This is a genomic window from Streptococcus halotolerans (genome assembly GCF_001598035.1).
Lineage (GTDB): Bacteria > Bacillota > Bacilli > Lactobacillales > Streptococcaceae > Streptococcus > Streptococcus halotolerans.
Map to the genome: position 1 here is coordinate 885,831 of NZ_CP014835.1, position 22,609 is coordinate 908,439.

Genomic DNA, 22,609 nt, shown 5'->3' on the forward strand with positions numbered 1-22,609 from the left:
ATATCTTAACAAAGGAGAGATAAACATCATGCCTAATCAAACCATCATGCAATATTTTGAATGGTACTTGCCTAATGACGGTAAGCACTGGAAGCGTCTCGCAAAAGATGCTGAACATTTGGCTAGCAAGGGGATTAGTAAAGTTTGGATGCCTCCTGCTTTTAAAGCAACTAATGCCAACGATGTCGGTTATGGCATTTATGATCTTTTTGACTTGGGTGAATTTGATCAAAAAGGAACCGTACGCACCAAATACGGTGATAGAGATGACTATTTAGAAGCTATTAAATCCCTTAAAACTCATGGTATTGAGCCTATTGCAGATATTGTTTTAAATCACAAAGCTGCTGCCGATCACATGGAGCATTTTGAAGTTATCGAAGTCGATGCCAATGACCGCAACCGTTCTTTATCAAAGCCTTTTGGTATCAAAGGATGGACGCATTTTAACTTTGAAGGTCGACGGAAAATGTATAACGATTTTGAGTGGCACTGGTATCATTTTACGGGAACAGACTACGATGCTAAGACGAAGAAAACAGGAGTCTATTTAATTCAAGGCGATAATAAAGGTTGGGCTAACGAAAATTTGGTTGATAGCGAAAACGGTAACTACGACTATTTGATGTATGCCGATCTGGATTTCAAACATCCTGAAGTTGTCCAAAATCTCTATGATTGGGCAGAATGGTTTATTGAAACAACAGGTATTCAAGGGTTTCGACTGGATGCTATTAAGCATATTGACTCCTTTTTTATAGCCAATTTGATCCGAGACATTAGGGAAAAACACGGGGAGGACTTTTATGTCTTTGGAGAATTTTGGAATCCTGATGAAACAGCCAATACCGATTACTTAGCAAGTGTTGGTTATCAATTTGACCTTGTTGATGTCCGTCTACACCAAAATTTCTATGATGCTAGTCACCATAAAGACTTTGATTTAAGACGCATTTTTGAAGGCTCTTTAGTTAACAACCATCCGACAAAGGCTGTCACTTTTGTTGATAATCATGATACTCAAAGAGGGCAAGCCTTAGAGTCAACGGTTGAAGAGTGGTTTAAACCCGCAGCCTATGCATTGATTTTACTCAGAGAAGCTGGGATTCCGTGTGTCTTTTATGGCGATTACTACGGTATCAAAGACGGTTATCCGCAACAAGCCTTCACAGAATCCATTGACTGTCTCTTACAATTACGTCAAGATTATGCCTATGGCAAGCAGGTGGACTACTTTGATGATAGTGATTGTATTGGTTGGGTACGACTGGGGGATGACACCCACGCTAAACCATTGGCAGTACTTGTAACAAACAGTACTGGGCAGAAAAAGAAAATGTTTGTCGGGGAATCATGGGCAAACCACCCATTTTACAATGCCTTAAACAAGCAGGAAGCGCCTGTTACCATTGACGAGGAAGGTTGGGGAATATTTACAGTAGCCACTGAATCCATCAGTGCTTGGATACCAAATAAGGATTAACCCATTTTGTTAATCATCCGCAACCATTTTTTAGAACGCCATAAGACAAGGCTTTTTCCAACCCACCTTGTCGATGCCTTTTTCCTTTCATAAGATGGTGTCTCTAACTAAAAACCAGAGTCCTCCAGAATTGACCTTTTAAAACGCAATGACAATCAAAAGCAGACTAAGCGACACCAATGCAAATAGAAGTGAAGGTCATCAAATCAAGTCAACAAGGTTTGCTTTTGATTCTCGACGTGTATAAACCTAAAACGAAGCAACTCTTGATCATTCTAAATTCTACTTGTCTAGGAACTATCACTGAAAAGCCGAATTCTAGGAGCTTAGGAGCTGCTGATATCAGATTATGACAAGCCGAATTCTAGGAGCTGCTGATATCAGATTATGACAAGCCACCTATTTATTGCATCTGATAGGTGTAACAATAACCGAAAAGAAGCTGGGCGGTTGCTCCAGCTTCTTTTCGGTTATAAATCATCAGCAAACTTATTGATTTTTCTTAGGCGGTGGTTAACACCGCTCTTGGTTAAAGGAAAATCTAGACTATCTGCCATTTGTTGCATAGAGAAATCCGGATTAGCGATACGTACTTGCGCTATCTGTTGTAGTTCTAGCGGTAAAGCATCCAAACCAACGGTGTCCATGATTTTGATAATATTGTTGATGGTTTTCATACTGGCGCTAATCGTTTTTGCGATATTAGCTGTTTCAGCATTGTTAGCACGATTGATATCATTGCGAGCTTCGCGGTAGATTTTCACTTCTTCATAGGCTTCCTTGGCTGATTCTGCCCCCACTAGGAGAAGAAAATCCATGATGTCTTCTGCTTTTTGAAGGTAAGTCACAACGCCATTTTTACGTTCAATAACTTTAGCTTCTAAGAGAAATTTTTGCATCAAACGCCACAAATCCTCTGCATGGTCTTGATAAACAGAAAAAATTTCTAATTGGTAACGACCTGATTCAGGATCTCGAATGGTGCCAGTCGCCAAAAAAGCACCTCGTAGATAGGCTCTCCCCATGTCGTCTTCCTCCAGTATCATTGGATTGATACCAGTTTCAAAGCCAAAAAAGGAATCGGCCAGCTGCAAATCGGCCAGAATATCATTCACATCTTGGTCAACAAAAACATTATAAACTCGGTTCTTTCGAAGGTTGGTCTTTTGATGGTATTTGATTTCAGGGTGAAGGTCATAGTAGGCTTCAAAAAGAGCATAAATGTGGCGGGCAATCTTGGCATTTTCACTAGTAATAGAGAGGGTTAGCCCCTGTCCTGTTAAGCCAATACTCCCCGACATTTTGATGATGGCTGATAATTCTTCTTTACTTTTTGGTGATTCTGTCAGAATTTCTTCTTTGACAGTTGTGGTAAAACTCATAGGTATCTAGTCCTCACTAAATCCATTAATTCTTCAACAACAAGTTCCCCTTGGTGGAAGGCTCCGCCATTTTCCAAACGTAAAAAATTAGACGAAATCACGCGCTTTGCATTATTTTTAAGCCCTTTAAAATCATGTTCAACCTGAACCAAATACTCGTCAAATTGGTTATTTTCCATATACTCTTGTGAAACAGGCTCGATATTAACCAAAACAGTGTCGATAACATCAATACCCAGATGACGATTGAGAACAGCTAGGTGATCAGCATCTGTAAAATGTTCCGTCTCACCGTACTGAGTCATAATATTACAAACATAAGCCACTTCCGCTGTGGTTTCAACCAGGGCTTGACGAATTTCTGGAATAACGAGATTGGGTAAAATCGATGTAAATAGGGAGCCCGGTCCCAGTACAATCATATCACTTTCCATGATAGCTTCTACCACTTTTGGACTAGCTGTTGGGATGTCGTCATTGTAAGTATTGGTCACGTAGACATGATCAATCAAGCCGTCATACTCTGAAATGTGACTTTCTCCGGTAACCTCATGTCCATCTTTAAAAACGGCATGTAGGGTTAAAGGCGTCACACTTGATGGGTAGATTTTACCGGTCGTATGGAAAAATTGTGTCAGGGCTTGCATGGCATTGTAGGTAGAGCCTTCCATTTCAGAAACACCTGCGATAATCAGATTTCCAAGGGGATGACCTGCTAAAACACCATCTGTGTCATTGAATCTGTATTGAAAGAGTTCTTCATAAAACTTAGGCATATCACTCATGGCTACCAGTACATTACGCAAATCACCAGGAGGCGTCAGTTGCATGGCTGAGCGTAGTTTGCCAGAAGAGCCCCCATCATCAGCCACTGTTACCACTGCTGTAATATCAACATGTTGATGACGTAAGGACTTTAGGATAACAGGAATACCAGTTCCTCCTCCGATAACTGTTATTTTCGGTTTTTTCATGAGCGGTTCACCGTTTCCTTGCGTCGGTCTTTGTCTCGATGGCTTTCATTGATGGACCAGTTATTGGCCAGATCGGCGGCTAAACGGTGCGCGAAAGCGACGCTACGATGCTGACCTCCTGTACAGCCAACCGCAACAGTCAAGACAGATTTGCCTTCTCGTTGGTAAGCTGGCAAGATAGGTTCGATTAATCCAAGCAAGCTTGTGTAAAAGTCTTCAGATTCTTGCTGGCTCATAACGTAGTCGTAAACTGGCTGATCTAGACCAGTCTGTTCTCTGAGTTCAACTTGATAATAAGGATTGGGCAAAAAGCGAACATCGAAGACCAAATCGGCATCTAAGGGAAGACCATATTTGAAACCGAAACTGATAATTTCAACACGAAAACCTGTTTTTTCAGCATTTTGAGCAAATTGGTCTGAAATTTCTTTTCGTAGATTGCGTGGTGTCAACTCTGTCGTATCAACCACGTTTTGACTAAGACTTTTTAAGGGAGCTAGCAGTTCGCGCTCTAGTGTGATTCCATCTAAAACACGACCATCAGCTGCTAAGGGATGGCTACGACGGGTTTCTTTATAGCGTGATACCAATTCGCCATCAGTCGCATCCAAAAAAAGAATCTTAAAATCAATAGCTTCGTTGCTCTCTAAATGATTAAGAATGGTTGTGATTTCTTTGAAAAAGAGACGACTTCTCATATCAACCACAACAGCTACTCGACTGGTCCCTTCTGATTGTTCTACCAACTCTAGGAACTTGGGCAAGAGGGCTGGTGGCATATTATCCATGGTGAAGTAACCCAAATCTTCAAAAGACTGGATAGCTACGGTCTTTCCGGCACCACTCATTCCCGTTACAATGACGAGATTGATTTTATTTTCTGGCATTGCTTTTCTCCTTTTCGTTTTTATTATTATACCAAATTTTGAGGTCTTTTTAGGAATGACGCTAATTTTAGCGCCTTCTCACATAAACTAGGCAAAACCAAGTTAACCATTGAAGCAATGTTAAATAGGCTGATCAAAATTGGTTTAAGCAGTGGTTAATCGTTTTGCGGCACTGAAACTAGCTCTAGCTTATCGCCACCAAACAAGATTAAGATGGCGTCAATCCGGTTGATAGCATAGGCCTGTCTGAGGGATTTGGCATACAAGGCCATCTGGTCCTGATAACGGGCTATCATCTGCGAGGAATCTTTGTATCTATCCGTTTTGTAGTCAAAAAGAATGATTCGATCTTCAAACAAGAGATAGCCGTCAATAATCCCACGAATCACAAAGGATTCCCCACTGGCTAGGTCATCGGTTAACATAGCAAAGGGTGCTTCGCGGTGAAGCTTATCCTGATTAGCTAAAATCTGCTGGCCAAGATCCGTTTTAAAAAAGGCTTCTATTTTATCAAGCGGCAGGGCTTCTATAAGTTCTGGCTGATCGGTCATCTCCTGCAAGGTCTGTTTTATGCTCTCTTGGCTAAGGTCTCTTTGCAAATCCAAGCGTTGCATCAGGTCATGCAGCGCTGTCCCAACTGCTGCTGGGGTCAAGGTCTTTTTATCTGAAAAACTTGGTAATGTGAAGGTTACAGGAGCTTTTTCCTCTTGTACTCGGCTGATGAGAGCAATGTCAGCTTTCTCTTGTTCCAGTAATTTGGCCTTTTTCAACTGACTTGGCGTTCTTAAACTTGGCAACTCAATGCTCGCTTGATGTAGAGCATTATAGGACTGAACTTGTTTTAAATTATCTAGAGCTTTCACAATATCGTCAGATTGTCGATTATCTGCTAAATCCATCACATCATGGGAAATAGCTTTATCAATGTGCTGAGTACTTCCAGAAGAATAAACCAGGTCAATCGCTTGGGAGAAGCTATTAGGATAGGTTTCTGCTAAAGCTAATAGCCAGTCTTGGAAAGAACGTATCTTTTCGCGACGCCCTAACGGTAAAATAGCCTCGACTGCATCGTCTGTTTGATTGCCATCTTTTTCATGGGCAGTCCCAACCAGATAGAGTTTCTTGACCGCACGAGTCATGGCGACATAGAGTAAACGCATCCGTTCAGACAGGCTGGCCCTGAGCACTGCTTCTTTATTGGTTTTAAAAGGCAAGGTTTCAAGAGTGACCTTGATGGGAAGACTGGATTTATGGTTCAACCGCTCATCATCTGATAAGTCCGCCTGATAGATCATTCCCACACCTGTTTTCTTTTGGGCAATTACCTTGGCGTGAGACGTCTCTTTCAGGTTAAAGGACTGATCCATGTTGAGCACAAAAACATAGTCAAACTCCAAGCCCTTACTTTTATGAATAGTCATCAGACGAACAGCATTTTTAGGAAGCGCAACAGCTACATCAGCCAAGTCATGCTCTTGCTCCAAAATGTGGTCAATCATCGTCACAAAACGATTCAATCCACGAAATCCTGACTGCTCGTATTGATGCGCTCTTAAAGCTAGACTATAGAGATTGGTCTGACGTTGCAAACCATTTGGCAGAGCCCCCACATAGTCTAGGTAAAAACGATCATTATAGATTTTCCAAATCAATTCGTGTATCAAATGGGTCTTGGCAAATTGCCTCCAAGAAACCAAATAGTCTAAGAATTGAGTGATTTTTTGCGCCAATTGATTCGTGATTAAGTCCTGATGGTGCCCTTTTTGACGATTGGCTAAAAGGACTTTGTCGTAAAAGTTCATCAATGTCTGTCTCTGATCTTGAACGGCAATACGCGCCAAATCATCTTCATCAAAAGAAAACATGGGAGATTTCATCAAGGAAACCAAGGCATAATCATTTAAAGGGTTGTTAACCGTTCGTAGGGTTTCAAGCATGATCATGACCTCAGTTGATTTGAGGTAATTCATGACTCCATCATCCGCCACCAAGGGGATACCTGCTTCTGAAAAACGTTTTAAAATGGCTACGTTTCGAGTCCGAGAAGGTACTAAGAGTGCAATGCTTGAGAAATCAAATGGCCCTTGACTCTTTTCTTGCAAACGTTTGATTTCATCGATAACCAAATCAACTTGACCTTGGGAGACTTCCTGATGGTCCTTGACTTCATCATCTTCTCTGTCTAAATGGTCTTCTTGCTGGTCATCATAGAGTAAAAAGGTCGTTTTGTAATCTGGGGTCGCCACTTGTTTTTCAGGATTGCCAGCGACTAGCTCTTGTGACTGATCGTAAACAATATCTCCTAATTCTTGGTCCATGAGATGACTAAAGACAACGTTAACACTATCCACAACTTCCTTATGACTGCGGAAATTCTCTTTCAATACGATCAATTTTCCTGCCTGCGGATGACTGTTGAAGAGGTTGAATTTCCCAGTAAAAATAGTCGGATCGGCCTGGCGGAAACGGTAGATGGACTGTTTGACATCTCCCACCATAAAGCGATTTTTGCCATTGGAAAGCAAGTCCAGAAGCCGTTCCTGAATAGGGCTGTTGTCCTGATACTCATCGACCATGACCTCAGCGTAATGCTCTTGAAAACCTTGTCTTAGCTTTTCATTCTCTGACAAAATGCGAATGGCTGCGTGGGCAACATCTGAGAACTCTAAACGAGATTCACTGATTTTCAGTGCTAAATAGCGGTTTGAAAAATCGCTCAAAAACCCTTGTAACAGTTTCAACAATGGAATAGCCTTGGGCTGCTCTTCATAAATCACTGCAATCATCGCGTAGAGTTGATGGTACTCTGTCAATTTTGGAAATCGGCTGTCCCACTCTTTCTTGGTAAACCAAACATCAAACTGCTGATGGAGCCTTTCTTCCATTAGGAAATAGCTTGTTTCAAAGTCATCTTCCGTGATGGCTACCAGTTGCTCTACCATGGCAGAGAGTGTCTCATCAATTTGGTAGAACAGGCTATCAAATTGCCGCGTCATAATGTCCAAATCACTTGCTCTAACATCGTCTCTCGTCAAATCAGAAAAGCGATACCGGTTGATAACAGGTTCAAGCTGGTATTTTTTCAAGTGAGTGCTGGCAATCCCAATCTTATCCAATTCGTCCACAAATCTCGCTAATTCTCTTTGCTCGATTAAGTGAATAAAATGATTTTCTTGATTAGCTAGTTTTTGGACTTGTGTGGATACTTTATCTAACTTACCTGTTTTAGTTGTCGTAGCTGGACGCCGACAAAGGGCTAAAAAGTTAGCCTTAGCAGCTTCTAATTCAGCTAAACTCGCTTTGGCTTGTTCTACATCAATATTAGCATAGCGCGTCATTAATTCAGCTAGTTCTAGAAAGTCCCCTTTTTTTCCAAAAACCGAAGTCCTAAAAGCCATAGCTGACACCAAGTCACTCACTTGCCCTAATTCTTTTTGGGTTATCGCTTGAAGCACCTGTTTATGCTGTGACTGATAGTAAAGTCGAGCCTGTTCAAGCTCCCCTTGAAGTTTTTCCAGCGCTCGATCTGGATAATAGGATTTTGCCGTGTAAGCAGATTGATCGATAAAATGCTCTTTCAACCAGCTTTCAGGATCATCCGTTGCCTGCATAAAGTGATATAGCTGGTAAACCACATCCCGAAAGGCACGATTGGTCTTAGCCCGACCGGTAAAATTTCGAACTAACTCATTAAAATGAGCAGCCTTATCCTTATCTAAACGATAACGTTCAAAAAGATCGCTAAAGACCCTATCTTTTAAGAGGGCTTGTTCTGTCTCGTCTTGCAAAATACTGAAATTTGGGGAAATACCGACCAAATAACCATAGCGCGTCACCAGCTTCTGTGTAAAAGCATCCATAGTACCGATATCTGCCGTCTGAACATTAGCCAATTGCAGGGACAGATGAGCCTGACTCTTAGAATCTTCGGCACGTCCAAGAGCTAGGTTTAATTTTTTCTCCAAACGCTCTTTGAGTTCAGTCGCTGCCTTTACTGTAAACGTTGAAATAAAGAGCTGGTCCACGCCCACGCCACGTTCAATCATATCAATGATTCTCTCAACCATAACAAAGGTCTTACCAGAACCCGCGGAAGCAGAAACCAGCATGTTCTGACCATGGGTGTAGATAGCTTGAATTTGCTCTGGCGTGCGGCGTTGCTGCCCAGCTGGCAACTGATTTTCAAGCTCAATCACTTGATTGATCTCTGTCTCACTTAAATAGGGTTTAAACATGACTACCTCCCTTCTCTGCTTGATTTTTGTCGTGTATTTTGTCTAATAATAAGCGGCGCTTTTGTCCTGGACTAGCCTTAATTGTTTCCAGGAAACGAGCCTGCCCTAAGTGCAAATCAGCCTCAAATCCAGTCAAAGCTGTCAATTGCTCACCAGCAACTGATTTCCCATCTTGACTGTAAGGATTGATGGCAAAATGCCCCTTCAAAATGGTCTCGGCCGCTTCTTGGTATTGGGCTTTCAAAAAACGCAATAAGTCGTCCAGTTCCTGTTCATTATAGACAACAGCTTGCTTATTACGACTGAATTTATAATCGTCTTCAGGTAAATAAGTCAGAAATTCTTCTCGGAAAAGACCGTCGTAACGCAAATCGTCCTTGAGTTTTTGAGGGATTTTTCCAAATTCACTAATGTCTTTGAGGGCTAGGCTGGGTTCTTGCATCTGCAAATACATGGCGCCAAAGTAATCGAGTTCATCAAAGAGAGGCGTCCCTTTTTTGTTCTTACCTTCTTTCAAAGCTAGAAGATAGGTGATCAATTGAGGACTAAGACCATTGTAGAATTTCTCCAGTTGGAAGCGTTGTTGACTGGACTTGTAATCAATAACACCATAAGCCAAGTCTGTTGAACCTGATTGCAACTTATCCACACGATCGATAAAACCAGATACTTCTATGGGATGACTCAATGAAGACTCAGGTTCACCTGCTAAAAGAAGCTTAAAGGCTGCTTCTTGACGACTAACTTGAATGTCATTCATGTCTTCAAACAAACTTCCAGTAGCCTTAGCGATTGTCTCCAAGATTTCGCGGGAATAAAGACTTTCTTGATTTTCCTCATAGAGTGCCTGAAACGCCTTATCTTGCTTAGTTTCCTCCAAAGCCTTATCCAGCTTGTCTTTAAAACTCAAGGTCTCTTGGTTAGAAAGCGCACGCTCAAAAACTTTGTGTAAAAAATTCCCATGACTTCTGGCATCTGGATGAATAGAATCCTGCTCACGAAGACCAAGGATTTTCTCAACAAAATAAAGATACTGGTTATTGTAAAAACGCGTCAGTGATGAAGCCGATAAGTGCAAGGCCTGATTGGTTGGAAAGAGTACTTCTAAGACCTCCTTCGATAGGGGTTTGGTTGTCAACTCCTTTGAAATGTGACCAATCGAAATGCCTTTTTCAGACAATTCCTTACGAATCACACGACCTAAGACATTCCAATAAGTCACTTCCTCCTGACTCAATTTATCTAAAAATTGAGAGCGATTAAGGCTGATTAAGCACGCCAAAACCTCCTTGTAAGAACCCAAATCGTCTGGAGCAATCTGTCCTAGATTTTTTTGTTTGGCCGTTAGGGGAAATCCTAAGTCATTAGTTAGGGTGGCCATATAGGGCGACATGAGTTCTTGTCCTTCGCCCATAAGCTGTGGGTAAGACAAGACCAAGCCTTTATCGGCAGCGTTTAAGAGGGAGATAGCTACAAAATGATTTTTCTTGAGATTATCTCCTGTGATGATATCAAGTCGTCCTTGAGTGCTTGTCGTCTCATTAAGCTGTTGACGTTCTTCATCTGTTAACAGGCTGTTATTTTGGGATACCTTAGGAAACGATGATTGCCCAAGTCCAATAGCATAGACATAAGGAGCTGAATGTGGCTCTATTAAGTCATAAGAACGCACATTAACCACATTAACCGTAGCAGGAACCGTACGGTAATCCGTTGATGCCATCCCATTGGCTAAAAGGGTTATCAATTCCTGCATGCTGAGCGATTCTTTTGCAAAAGCAAGTTTTGCCTGTTCCAATAAATCCGTAAAGACCTTCCACACTTGCTCATGTTTTTCAATTGCTTCTTGGTTAGCATTGACAGTTAAGGCTTCCATATTCTGCGCTAAGCGGCAGTTTTCAAAGAAGGTCATCAGTTCCTGTAATAGAAAATCAATATCGCCTTGTACCTGTAAACTCATCAAGGGTTCTATTAGGGATTGTCGCATATGGTTGAGCGCTTCTAAATCATACTTGTTAAGGTCTGTTTGTTCCCCATTTTCATCTGCTCGAGTTCGACTGATATTATGCTTGAATGGTTTATGAAATTGTCTACCATTGATATCTGCGAATTGACAGTATTGTTCAAAAACGTCCAAATCCCTATCCTGATATTGGCCATAGAGACCTGTTTTTAACAGATTGATGACATCCTCTCTTTGGAAATAATAGCGTAAGACTCGCTCAAGGCTCATCATAAAGGCAGAAAGCGGATGATTAACCATTGACTCAGCCCGTCCCCAATAAAAGGGGATTTCAAATTGATTGAACAGGCGTTCAACAGGTAACTTATAAGAGTGTTCATCCCCTAAAAGCAGTGTAAAATCTTTGTAGTCTGCCCCTTCTTCACGGATTTTGCGGCGAATATCTTTTGCAACTGCTTCGATTTCAACTTTTTGATTGGTAGCTTCCCAAAGTTGCAGAGAGACTCGGTCAACATCAGTCCACTCAACAGCCACTTCTTCTTGAGATGTGACCTCATAACTCGCTTCGAAGGCTTTTGAAACTTTTGCGAAAGTGGTTTCCTTGCTGTCCGCCAATAACTCTTCAGCCTGAACACCATGTTGGCTAGCTAGCGCTCGTAAAAAAGACACACTGGCTTCATAGATATTGCCCGATAATAACTGAGCATTGTAAGCTTTCTTGGTAGCATAGGCGCCAATTAGCACCTGCTCTGCTTTTTGATTAAGAAGTTCAACCAGCCGCTCTTCCTCTTCTGAAAAACGGGTAAAACCATCGATAACAATAACCGTATCTTGCAATTGGTGATCCAACTTGCCCTCACTAAGAACCCGCATGAAAAATTGCAACTTACTCTCACCACTCAAGTGTTCCAAATGGATGGCTTCCATAAAGTGGCGCAAAATCGTTTTGAGCTCTGCTATTTTGTCCAAAGGATCCGTTTCAGCTATAAGGACATCAAAGTCAGCTAGAGTCAGCTGACTTTTGGCTAATTCTTTGTATAAGTCGAGAACTTGATTAATAAAGCCAGGATCTTTTTTCAAACGACCAAAAACAGGTAGTGATTGATCGGAAAGCTGATTCAAGACACGATAAAGAAGCATGCTCAAGCCTGCATCATCCAAATTAGCAGTTTCCTTTTTCTTGGGCAGCATAAAATAATTGGGTAGCTGACCAAAACGTGTCACAATCATTTGAAAACTAGCATGGCTCGGCAAGTAATCCAGCACTCGACGTTCTTTCTCAAAAGATAAGGAGTTTGGGGCTATGTAAAAAACACGCTTACCTTGCTGAAGAAAATCTTCTGCTTTTTGTGTTAATAAATCCGTTAGAGAATTGGTAGGATTGGTATAATATAACTTCATGGAGACACCTAACAATAAGATCCTGAGCTCTAAACAGCATGAAAAAGCTAACAAAATCGCCTATGGTTAGGTAGACGTTGTCTTTGCCATATAGCTGTCAGAGCGAGTTTAAGTTATCAGATACTAAGCCCTTTGATCACAACTGGGGCTTCAAACTATCTTCTTATTATAACAAATTTAACGATTTCCATTGATAACGAAAGCTATTTCAGAGGACTTTTGGTACAATTAAGTTATCAGATAAGTTTAGAGGATACTATAATGAAAATAGATGATCTTAGAAAAAGTAGTAATATTGATGATCGCCGCGGTCAGCAATCATACGGTACTTCACGCGGTGGAATGGGAAGCGGGGCTCTTCTTTCTATCCTCTTTTCAAGAGGATCGTGGAAAATGAAACTGTTCATGATTATCATCCTTATCATGTTTGGTGGGGGAGGTGCCTTATCCGGTATTTTTACAGGCGGTACTAGCCAATCTTATCAATCAAATCAAATCTCTCAGAAAAAAAATACTAACGTCAGCGATGCGGATGCTGAATTTGTTAGTAAAGTTCTCGGCTCAACAGAAGATTATTGGAATAAGCAGTTTAAAAAAGAAGGTCTTGGAGATTACTCCGAACCAGAACTAGTCTTTTATTCTGGTCAAACAACTACCGCTTGTGGTGTTGGCCAAGCTTCATCTGGCCCCTTCTACTGTCCTGCTGATGAAAAAGTTTATTTAGATTTAAGTTTCTACGATGAACTCTCCAATCGTTATGGAGCTAAAGGGGACTTTGCTTTAGCCTATGTCATTGCTCACGAAGTGGGACATCATGTGCAGAACGAGTTGGGCACTATGACTGACTACAATAAAGCACGTCAAGGCAAATCAAAAGCTGAAGCCAATCAGCTCAACGTCCGTTTGGAGTTACAGGCAGACTATTATGCTGGGGCATGGGCTAGCTATGTCAAGGATGAAGGCCTGCTAGAAAAAGGGGATGTTCAAGAAGCCATGCAAGCGGCTCATGCTGTTGGTGATGACACGCTTCAGCAAGAAGCCTATGGTCGAACAGTTCCAGATAGTTTCACACACGGAACTTCTGAACAACGTCAGCGCTGGTTTGACAAAGGTTATCAATATGGGGATATCCGTCATGGCAATACTTTCCAAGGTTCTTACGGAGATTTATAAGCTTGACGCCAGTTAAAGGGATCCTCTTTGTTTCTCGATGATTCATAAGGACAGAATCAGCCCGCAACGAGATACTATAAACGGCTTACTGATTTGTTATTATCAAGTCGCTTAAAAGACTTACTATGGCAATAGGAATCAAACACAATCTAGCCTTGATGCTTTATTAGTAGGGCATATTCACTAAATTGTCGTCAAATAACTCCGAAAAGCATTACTTCATTGTAATGCTTTTCTTGCGGCATTATGTTTCTTCTCTTGTTTCATATTACTGAACTTAGTTAACTTGCCACTGGATAAGGTTCTTATGCAAGCACAGAGCTTACGCAATCGTCTTTTAAAACAGCTCCACGTTGGCTAATCCTTAGCAAAATTCAGAAATAGCGGTGTCATACTGCTATGACAAAAAACTCACTCCTTTCCAACTAAAAGTGATTGGACACAGAGACAGACTGGGCAACCGCTATTTTTGAATTCAGATGAGTATAAACCAGAAACTCGACCCTTAAGCTAAGAAGGATCGAGTTTTTAGTTATGAGCTTTTAAATGAAGATTGAGACATGGTCGCTCTCGCTTGTCCTACACAGGTATTATCCGCATCTTAGTTCCTTGTCTGAAAACTAACGCATTTTACCTCGTTAACGAATAATCTTTTGAATAAGGTGATTTATCAGATAGATGAAAGCAGTAACACCCACGCTAACAAGGCTTAACAGTAACACGGTATCAACTCTTAATGGAATGGTTCCTAAAACATTGTTAAAGAATGGTAGATAAACAGCCATCATTTGCATCAGAAGACTAAAAATTAAAGCTAGAACTAATCGTTTATTGGTCAACAGGGATCTATCTAGCCCAAAGCCATTTTGACGTCTAACATTGAAAATATGCCCTAGCTGAGCCACTGTCATAAAGGTAAAGGTTGCTGTTTGAGCATAGACTAGTGCTTGTTGAGAGACAATATGCAGGTAATAAAAGAGACCAAATGCTGCTAGACCGATAATGATACCACTAAGAATAATCCTTGATAAAAAGTTAGTAGTCACCAGTCCATTTTGACGATCTCTAGGTGGCCTCTTCATAATATCTTCTTCTGCCGCTTCATAGGCTAATGCAATAGCTGGGCCAACATCAATTAATAGATTTAACCATAAAATATGTAAGGGCTGAATGGGCATTGGTAAGAGAAACATAATGGTAAATAAAATAGCACTGATCTCTACCATATTACAGGCAAATAGGAATGATACGTATTTTTTGATATTTTCAAAGATGATACGCCCTTCCCTAACAGCTTCCACAATGGTCGAGAAGCGATCATCGGTTAAAATCATATCAGAAGCCTCTTTTGCTACCTCTGTCCCACGAATTCCCATAGCAACTCCAATATCTGAGCCATTTAAAGCGGGAGCATCATTGACACCATCACCTGTCATAGCAACGATGTCGCCGTGTTCCTGTAAAGCAGTCACCAATTGCCATTTATTTTCCGGAGAGACACGGGCAAATACGGCAGTGTCATGAACGCGGTCAATAAAGCCAGCTTGATCATGCTCTTGGTCAATCTCAGCGCCAGTCATGGTGTGATCCCAATTCTTAATACCAATTTCTTTCGCAATCATTGAAGCGGTCTTGGGATGATCTCCAGTGATCATTTTAATGTTAATACCAGCTTGCTGTGTCTGTTGAATGGACTCTGCGACATCCTTTCGAGGAGGATCTACAATACCAAATAAACTCTCTATCTCCAACTCTTGACAATGGTCAGATAGCCATTGGGGTAGGTCTTCCGTCATCAAAGAGCTATCTTCTGCTGAAACAAAGGTACTAGCTAATGCCAAGGATCGCATCCCTTTTTCAGCAATCTGTTCTATCTTGTCTTGCCAAAACTGTTTCTTATCAGCCTTTTCTTCCACCATCGACAAGAGAACGTCAGGAGCACCTTTTAAGATAAACTGCACTCGATTATTTGGCCACTGATAGCTGACTGCCATGTATTTATGTTTCGAGTCAAAGGGTATTTCATTCAGTTTTTTTAAACCATATTGCTCTATCTTGTCTGGGGTCAAGTTCCCTTTGTAGCCAAGGACTTTCAGAGCACCATCCGTTGGATCTCCCTTGATCTTGTAGTCATCACTAGCGTCATCTGATACTTCCAAACGTGCATTACTGGACAAAAAGGCATTTAAAAGTATGGCTTTCAATTGACTCTCTTCAGAAGCATCCTTTTGATCATAAGAAGTCACAAATGTCTGATCGATGTCAACCGCATACTGATCACCACCTTTAGTAATTTCACCTTCAGGTTGATAACCCGAACCTGACACCTGATAATCACCTGTAGGCGTACTAATGACGGCCACCATCATTTGGTTTTCGGTTAAGGTGCCTGTTTTATCACTAGCAATCACTGATGTCGACCCTAAGGTCTCTACTGCTGATAAGGTTTTGACCAAGGCTTGATGAGAGGCCATGGTTTTCATTCCGTTGGCCAAGGTAATTGTCTGGACGGCTGGCATAGCCTCTGGAATAGCCGCGACAGCCAAAATAATCGCAATAGGCAAGATATCCGTTAATTTCTGACCGTTAATGAGACCAACTACCACCACCAAGATTGCTGCAAAAATGGCGAGGAAAATCAGTGATTTACCAAGTTTAGCGATTTCCCTATCTAGTGGGGTTTCAGAGCTTTGATGACCAGACATCATATCCGAAATTTTACCAACCTCTGTATTCATACCAGTATCCGTCACAAGAGCCAACCCTTGTCCCCTTGTCACTGACGTCCCTGAAAAAATCATATTGATGCGATCACCAACAGGTACATCTTGATCTAAGATGGCATCGGCATCCTTATCCACAGCTTCAGATTCACCTGTCAAAGCCGATTCAATGACTGCTAAATTGTTTGAGCTCACCAAACGTCCGTCAGCAGCGATAGCATCACCTGTATGAAGAACTAGCACATCTCCAGGGACTAGCTCTGATGACTCTATTTCAATTTCGCTACCATCACGTAAAACACTTACGTGCGTATTAACCATATTTTGCAAGGCATTGACCGATTTTTGTGCTTTCAATTCTACAAAAAATCCTGTCAATACCGAAATTAGCAAGGCTAACAAAACAGCTCCAGCTTCGATCCATTCGCCCATTACAGCTGATAAGATCATGGCAAAGCCTAGTAGGTAGACAATAATATTGTTCAACTTCTCAATTAGGATTTCTAGGGCTGATTTGCCATCATTTTCCTCTAAAATATTTTCCCCATATTTTTCTCGCTGACTCCTGACTTGTTCTTGTGTTAACCCACTTTTGAGGTCAACATCATAGGTTTGAAGTAAAGTATTCAATTCTTTTTGATCATTTTTCGCCATATACGCCTTCTTTCTTTTTTAAATTTTCTAACTATTTAATTATAGCACATTATCGGCTCAGACAAAAGAGAAAACCACACTATAATTTTATAGTGTGGTTACTTTGATGTATCGCTAAACATGGGCTTTGATGACATCATTTCTTAATCAACAGATTTTAAGGCTTCTAGCATATCAATCGTTTTAAGGATATGATTGACCAGCCAACCTAGCAGTATCAAAATAATAAGCACAACAGCAATCGGAATGGCATAGACCGTCCAAGCAACTTGGCTACCAAAGAGGATATCATTGCTCCCAATCATGTTCATAATGACCTTGTGAAGGTAAATCCCTGAGAAGAGCCCAACCCCAATACCGATAAGAGAAAGGATGATCGTCTCACGATAGATATACATGGTCACTTCCTTATTGAAAAAGCCAAGAACTTTGATCGTTGACAACTCACGAATACGCTCTGCTACATTAATATTGGTCAGATTGTAAAGAATGACCACAGCCAAAAGAACAGCTACGATGATCAAAATGGTCATAGCGCCATTCAAGGAAGCCACTACCGCTTCAACCGTATCAACCATGGCAGAATTTTGACTCAAGCCTGAAACAGCCCCTAAGCTTAATAGAGCTGTCGCTTGATCTTGCAAAGTCTGACTGGAGTTGTCTTTTAAATTAACCAAATGAGCTTCTGACGCCTCCACATCTCTAAACGTTTGATCAAAAACAGTATTTGTCATCAGCAGATAATGACCAGCATTCATCTCGATAATCCCTGAAACCTTAACCTGATAGTGTTGCCCCTTATCATCTTTCAGACGAATCGTTTGACCTTCTTTGGCTTGATAAGCTTTGGCTAATTTTTCTGAAATCAGAACACCGTCTTTTGCTAACTCACGTTTTTGGCCACTTTTAGCATCGTAGAGATTCACAAAAGAGCCAAAGTCTTTTTGATCAGACATCAATAGTGACACGGATTGGTGTTGAGTCATCTTGGGAGCCTCTACCATCAGCGAGGCATAGCTGATCGTCATTTGTTTGTCAACCTCACCACTTGATAAGGCTTCCCTTAGTTTATCTTTTTCCTCTTTCTTAGCACCAGATGCTTCTATAACTAGCATATCATAAGGCGTCAGCCGACCAAACTGGTTCTCAACGACCTTGGACAGAGAGGATTGGATACCAAGTCCTGCAAATAAGAGGGCGACAGACCCTGCTACGCCAAAAATCGTCATAAACATCCGTTGCTTATAGCGGAAGATATTTCTCGCCGTCACTTTTTGAGTGAAAGATAGTTTTTGCCAAAGCCAAGACAAACGCTCTAATAGGATTTCAGACCCCTTGACCGGTGGTTTAGGCAAGAGTAGCTGGGCAGCTTTTTCACTGAGCTCACGGCGGGCGATGAGGTAGGCTGGTAAGACAGCAGATAACAAAGCAAGACCAATAGCGATGCCAGTATAACTCCAGAAAAAGTCATAATGAATAGCGCTGATGGTTGTGTCTTTCGTCATGATATCAGCAATCACCCGAGGCAGGATATAATGCCCCGCCAAGACACCCAAAGTGGTTCCAGTCAAACTGGCGATAAGACCATAGATAACAAACTTGCGAATGACATCAGCATTACTGTAGCCCAGTGCTTTAAAAATGGCCGAATTATTGCGTTCTTCATCAACGAAACGTGTCATGGTCGTGAAGGTCACCAGTGCTGCTACCAAATAAAGAACAACAGGAAAAATGTTCCCGATTTGTGCTACGCTGTCTGAGCCTGATGCATAGACCATATAACCATTGCCTCCGGGCAGCGTTTCACGGGTGTAGGCAGTGTAACTTGGCATTTCCAAAGTATCCAAGTCTTCCTGCGCTTTAGCCAGGTCCTTTTCGTTTTTTTCTAAAGTCTTTTTCGCAGCTGTCACGTTTTTTTCTTGCTGAGCGATTTCTTTTTGAGCTTCTCTTAGTTGCAACTGAGCGGCTCTCGCTTGTCCTTGTGGTAAAGCCGCTACCATTTTTTCTTGATCAGATAAGCTTCTCTTGGCATCAGCTAATTTTTTCTCACTGTCAGTGATTCTTTGACTTGCATCAGCTAGATTGAGCTTGTTGGCTTCAATCTCAGCTTGTGGTTCTTTTTTGATTTCAGCTAAATGACTTTGCGGATTGTCCGCTAACAGTTTGTCTAAAGCATCTTGCTTGACTCTTAGCTTCTTTTGGTAAGCTTTCCCAAAAGGATTCAATGGTTTCAAATCATGATAACGGATACGAGCAAGAAGGGGATAGTCGCTATCAAAGGCGTCAGCTAAGACAACACCATAGGCAGCTAAATTTCCATCTCCTGCGGTTGAAGTACCGAGGTTTGTTGTCGACCAAATTTCCGGTGAATTGACAAAGCCAGTCACCTTAAAGCCTGTCTGCTTGAGAAGACCATCATCTGATTGGGTGACACTAATCGTGTCGCCAATCTGATAGCTTTTTTTAAGACTGGAAGCTAGAGCAATTTCCTGAGCATTGCTAGGTAACTTCCCCTTAACTAGGGTCATCTTAGAAATCTTATCCGGCCTTGATAAGAGTCTAAGAGCATCATTGGTGTCTTTAATAGTGACATCGCTCATATAAGCAAAGTCTACATCAGCCTGCTTGAGATTTTGAAGCTCTTTTTGATCTTCTTTCCCCAAGCCCATGCTGGCAATCACCGTCAAATCCATGGTATTTTGACGATTGAGGTATTTGGTCGCTGAACGTTGCATATCAGGTGTTGTGACTTTAAGACCAACATAAGCAAATGCCCCTAACATCATCAAAAGCATAATGGATAAAAAGCGTCCCTTTGAAGAGCCTAGCGATTTCCAGATGTCTTTCCAGTAGGTTTTCTTAGACATGGCTTCCTCCTAGTACTCTAAGGTCGCAATGTCTTGCGGGTTTTCATTAACGTCAACACTGGTAACACTGGCATCATGCATGCGAATGACCTTATCTGCGATCGGAGCCAAGGCTGCATTGTGCGTCACGATAACTACGGTTGCCCCTTTTTCACGCGACATGTTTTGGAGGATTTTTAAGACCTGTTTTCCTGTATTATAATCCAGGGCTCCAGTTGGCTCATCGCAGAGCAAAAGTTTTGGGTTTTTGGCAAGAGCACGCGCAATGGACACGCGCTGCTGCTCACCTCCAGATAACTGAGCTGGAAAATTATCCATGCGATTAGCAAGTCCCACGTCAGCCAAAGTCTTTTCAACATCCAGAGCATCTGGAACTATCTCTGAAGCTAGCTCTACATTTTCTTTAGCCGTCAAGTTAGGAACCAAATTATAAAATTGAAAAACAAAACCAACGTCATTGCGACGATAAGCAGTCAACTCCTTGTCCGAATAACCAGAAATATCCTTACCATCAATGATCACATGCCCCTCATCATTGGTATCCATACCGCCCAAAATATTTAAAACAGTGGACTTACCAGCACCCGATGCTCCAAGGATGATGACCAACTCTCCCTTGTCAATATCAAAAGACACATCGCGATTGGCAACAATTTCAGTACTCCCTGTCTGATAACGTTTATAGGAGTTTTTCATTTGAATATAAGACATGTTAACCTCTCAATCGTTTGCTTAAATCATCAACATGTTGATTTAATCTTGCTGATATTATATAATGTCAGCAATAAATCTTCAAGAACAAAAATCAACAAAGTGTCGATTTAAAAAAGGGATAGTAGACCATGACCAAACGACAAACCGAAACCAAATACTATATTAAAACAGCCCTAATCATCCTGCTCAAAGAAAAACGGTTTGAGGATATTAGCATTTCAGACATCACGCGAAAAGCAGGGATCAATCGTGGTACCTTTTACCTTCATTATAAAGACAAGTATGACATGATGAGCCAATTTAAAGAAGAAATACTGTCTAACCTCTACACCATCCTAAACAAAGGCGACATTGAAACGGATATCAATACTATCTTAATCAACACTTTTTCTTATGTGCAAGACAATTTTGAGTACATAGAAGCTATGTCAACCATCTCTTCTATCAACTTCTCAGAAACAATCAAGAACTTTGTGCTCGATTTTCTCTTAGAATTTCCCCAATCCAAAACAGCTATTGCCAACCATTACGGTGTCCCTTATGAATATGCGATTCAAGTCTATTTGGCCAGTATCGAAAGCCTTATTTCCTATTGGGTCGCCACAGGCGGCAAAGAAAGTCCGGCAGAGATGACTGACATCATCTCCAAAGTTTTAAGAATTAACGAGATCTCACCAAAAATGAACCGCTAGATAACGGTTCATTTTTTGGTTAACCATTGATTAGTTAGTCTTATCAGATATCAATGCTGACGGTGACTGTTTGGACAGGAACATCATAGAAGGGATCTTCACGACGTCCGAGGAAATCACGTGCTTGTTGAGGGAAGGAGGCGTAGCTCAATACGTCTTCCTCACTCTTAGCATAGTCGGCAATCTCCTCACGAAGAGTTGGCAACTGTGGTTCCAGAAGATCAGCTGGACGAATCCTTATCACTTCTTCATCGCCAATGATGAGCTCTTTAATGCCATCAGCTAAGGGAGCTGGAGACTGTCCATATAGCCCACGCACATAGTCCTTGATTTCATTTGGAATGACCTTATAGCGTTCCCCAGAAATGACATTCATGAGCGATTGCGTACCAACCATTTGTGACAAAGGCGTCACCAAAGGTGGATAGCCGAGATCTGCCCGCACGCGAGGAACTTCCGCGAGCACTTGGTCATACTTGTCTTCTAAACCTTGATCCTTCAACTGACTAAGGAGGTTGGAGAGCATTCCTCCAGGCACTTGGTAAATCAAGGTTTTGGGTTCAACATCCTTCACTTTCGGATTGAGAATACCTTCTGAACGATAGTGGTCACGAACCTTGTTGAAATGCTCAGCCACTTCTTCCACTTTCTTAAGGTCAATACCTGTGTCAAATCCTAACTCTTCAAGAGCCACAACCATTGATTCGGTAGCAGGCTGACTCGTTCCACCAGCAAAAGATGAAACTGCCGTGTCAATCACATCAGCACCGGCTTCAGCTACCTTAAGATAGGTCATTTCTGCAATTCCGCTTGTCGCATGAGTGTGCACTTCCAAAGGCAAATCAACAGCTTCTTTGATACGCTTCACCAAGTTATAACCTGTTTGGGGCGTTAAAACCCCAGCCATATCCTTAATACAGATAGAATCTGCACCAATCTCAGCATAACGTTTCGTCAAATCCACAAAATAATCCACAGTGTGAACAGGACTGGTTGTATATGAAATAGCAACTTGCGCGTGTCCACCAGCTTCCTTTGTGGCACGCACTGCCGTTTGTAAATTACGAGGGTCATTCAAGGCATCAAAGATACGGATGATATCAATTCCGTTTTCAACAGATTTTTGAATGAAACGAGTTACTACATCATCAGCATAGTTTCGATAACCCAATAAGTTTTGCCCTCGAAGAAGCATTTGTAATTTTGTATTTTTAACGACTTTACGAATGGTCCGTAACCTTTCCCAAGGATCTTCGTCAAGGTAACGTAAGCAAGCATCAAAGGTTGCTCCTCCCCACATTTCAAGTGCATAGTAGCCAGCTTGATCTAATTGCTCAAGGACAGGTAACATCTCTTCAGTGGTCATACGCGTTGCGATTTGACTTTGCTGACCATCCCGTAAAACCGTTTCGGTAATACGAATTTTTGTCATCTTATTCTCCATTATTTCCTAAATCGTGA

The 22,609-nt window shown here is 41.5% G+C and carries 12 protein-coding genes; 3 read left to right on the forward strand and 9 right to left on the reverse strand.

Going from position 1 to position 22,609, the window contains the following annotated elements:
* The first annotated feature begins 28 nt into the window (after positions 1 to 28).
* Entirely contained in the window at positions 29 to 1,483 is a 1,455-nt protein-coding gene (locus tag A2G56_RS03930; RefSeq protein WP_062709332.1) for an alpha-amylase, read from the forward strand.
* Between the two features lie 470 nt (positions 1,484 to 1,953).
* Here the strand turns inward: A2G56_RS03930 and whiA are convergent, their stop codons facing one another.
* From whiA to rexB, 5 genes are all read right to left on the reverse strand, one after another.
* Positions 1,954 to 2,865, reverse strand: coding sequence for a DNA-binding protein WhiA (gene whiA / locus A2G56_RS03935; RefSeq protein WP_062709336.1), 912 nt, complete (start codon positions 2,863 to 2,865; stop codon positions 1,954 to 1,956).
* Positions 2,862 to 3,839 (reverse strand): YvcK family protein, encoded by a 978-nt coding sequence (locus A2G56_RS03940; protein WP_062709339.1) that lies wholly within the window; start codon positions 3,837 to 3,839, stop codon positions 2,862 to 2,864. The genes whiA and A2G56_RS03940 overlap by 4 nt, the downstream gene beginning before the upstream one ends.
* Positions 3,836 to 4,726: an RNase adapter RapZ gene (gene rapZ, locus A2G56_RS03945; RefSeq protein ID WP_062709342.1), complete on the reverse strand. Its 891-nt coding sequence runs from the start codon at positions 4,724 to 4,726 to the stop codon at positions 3,836 to 3,838. The genes A2G56_RS03940 and rapZ overlap by 4 nt, the downstream gene beginning before the upstream one ends.
* Before the next feature lie 155 nt (positions 4,727 to 4,881).
* Complete coding sequence (gene addA, locus A2G56_RS03950) at positions 4,882 to 8,961, reverse strand: helicase-exonuclease AddAB subunit AddA (protein ID WP_062709345.1); 4,080 nt, start codon at positions 8,959 to 8,961, stop codon at positions 4,882 to 4,884.
* Positions 8,954 to 12,325: an ATP-dependent nuclease subunit B gene (rexB, locus tag A2G56_RS03955; protein WP_062709348.1), complete on the reverse strand. Its 3,372-nt coding sequence runs from the start codon at positions 12,323 to 12,325 to the stop codon at positions 8,954 to 8,956. The genes addA and rexB overlap by 8 nt, the downstream gene beginning before the upstream one ends.
* Positions 12,326 to 12,586: 261 nt before the next feature.
* Here rexB and ypfJ point away from each other — a divergent pair, with 261 nt between their 5' ends.
* Positions 12,587 to 13,498, forward strand: coding sequence for a KPN_02809 family neutral zinc metallopeptidase (gene ypfJ, locus A2G56_RS03960; protein WP_062709351.1), 912 nt, complete (start codon positions 12,587 to 12,589; stop codon positions 13,496 to 13,498).
* A 638-nt stretch (positions 13,499 to 14,136) separates the two neighbouring features.
* Here the strand turns inward: ypfJ and A2G56_RS03965 are convergent.
* From A2G56_RS03965 to A2G56_RS03975, 3 genes are all read right to left on the reverse strand, one after another.
* On the reverse strand, positions 14,137 to 16,875 hold the full coding sequence (locus A2G56_RS03965; protein WP_062709354.1) for a cation-translocating P-type ATPase: 2,739 nt from the start codon (positions 16,873 to 16,875) through the stop codon (positions 14,137 to 14,139).
* 143 nt (positions 16,876 to 17,018) lie between these two features.
* Entirely contained in the window at positions 17,019 to 19,742 is a 2,724-nt protein-coding gene (locus A2G56_RS03970; protein WP_062709358.1) for an ABC transporter permease, read from the reverse strand.
* 9 nt (positions 19,743 to 19,751) lie between these two features.
* On the reverse strand, positions 19,752 to 20,453 hold the full coding sequence (locus A2G56_RS03975) for an ABC transporter ATP-binding protein (RefSeq protein WP_062709362.1): 702 nt from the start codon (positions 20,451 to 20,453) through the stop codon (positions 19,752 to 19,754).
* A 131-nt stretch (positions 20,454 to 20,584) separates the two neighbouring features.
* Between A2G56_RS03975 and A2G56_RS03980 the strand changes: the two genes are divergently transcribed.
* Positions 20,585 to 21,148, forward strand: a complete 564-nt coding sequence (locus tag A2G56_RS03980; protein ID WP_062709365.1) for a TetR/AcrR family transcriptional regulator — start codon at positions 20,585 to 20,587, stop codon at positions 21,146 to 21,148.
* 43 nt (positions 21,149 to 21,191) lie between these two features.
* Here A2G56_RS03980 and A2G56_RS03985 read toward each other — a convergent pair whose 3' ends face one another.
* Complete coding sequence (locus tag A2G56_RS03985) at positions 21,192 to 22,580, reverse strand: oxaloacetate decarboxylase subunit alpha (RefSeq protein ID WP_062709368.1); 1,389 nt, start codon at positions 22,578 to 22,580, stop codon at positions 21,192 to 21,194.
* Positions 22,581 to 22,609: the final 29 nt, after the last annotated feature.

Bases quoted from the DNA above. Each gene is read 5' to 3' on its own strand.
- A2G56_RS03930 (WP_062709332.1), top strand. From the start codon at position 29: ATGCCTAATCAAACCATCATGCAATATTTTGAATGGTACTTGCCTAAT.
- whiA (WP_062709336.1), bottom strand. From the start codon at position 2,865: ATGAGTTTTACCACAACTGTCAAAGAAGAAATTCTGACAGAATCACCA.
- A2G56_RS03940 (WP_062709339.1), bottom strand. From the start codon at position 3,839: ATGAAAAAACCGAAAATAACAGTTATCGGAGGAGGAACTGGTATTCCT.
- rapZ (WP_062709342.1), bottom strand. From the start codon at position 4,726: ATGCCAGAAAATAAAATCAATCTCGTCATTGTAACGGGAATGAGTGGT.
- addA (WP_062709345.1), bottom strand. From the start codon at position 8,961: ATGTTTAAACCCTATTTAAGTGAGACAGAGATCAATCAAGTGATTGAG.
- rexB (WP_062709348.1), bottom strand. From the start codon at position 12,325: ATGAAGTTATATTATACCAATCCTACCAATTCTCTAACGGATTTATTA.
- ypfJ (WP_062709351.1), top strand. From the start codon at position 12,587: ATGAAAATAGATGATCTTAGAAAAAGTAGTAATATTGATGATCGCCGC.
- A2G56_RS03965 (WP_062709354.1), bottom strand. From the start codon at position 16,875: ATGGCGAAAAATGATCAAAAAGAATTGAATACTTTACTTCAAACCTAT.
- A2G56_RS03970 (WP_062709358.1), bottom strand. From the start codon at position 19,742: ATGTCTAAGAAAACCTACTGGAAAGACATCTGGAAATCGCTAGGCTCT.
- A2G56_RS03975 (WP_062709362.1), bottom strand. From the start codon at position 20,453: ATGTCTTATATTCAAATGAAAAACTCCTATAAACGTTATCAGACAGGG.
- A2G56_RS03980 (WP_062709365.1), top strand. From the start codon at position 20,585: ATGACCAAACGACAAACCGAAACCAAATACTATATTAAAACAGCCCTA.
- A2G56_RS03985 (WP_062709368.1), bottom strand. From the start codon at position 22,580: ATGACAAAAATTCGTATTACCGAAACGGTTTTACGGGATGGTCAGCAA.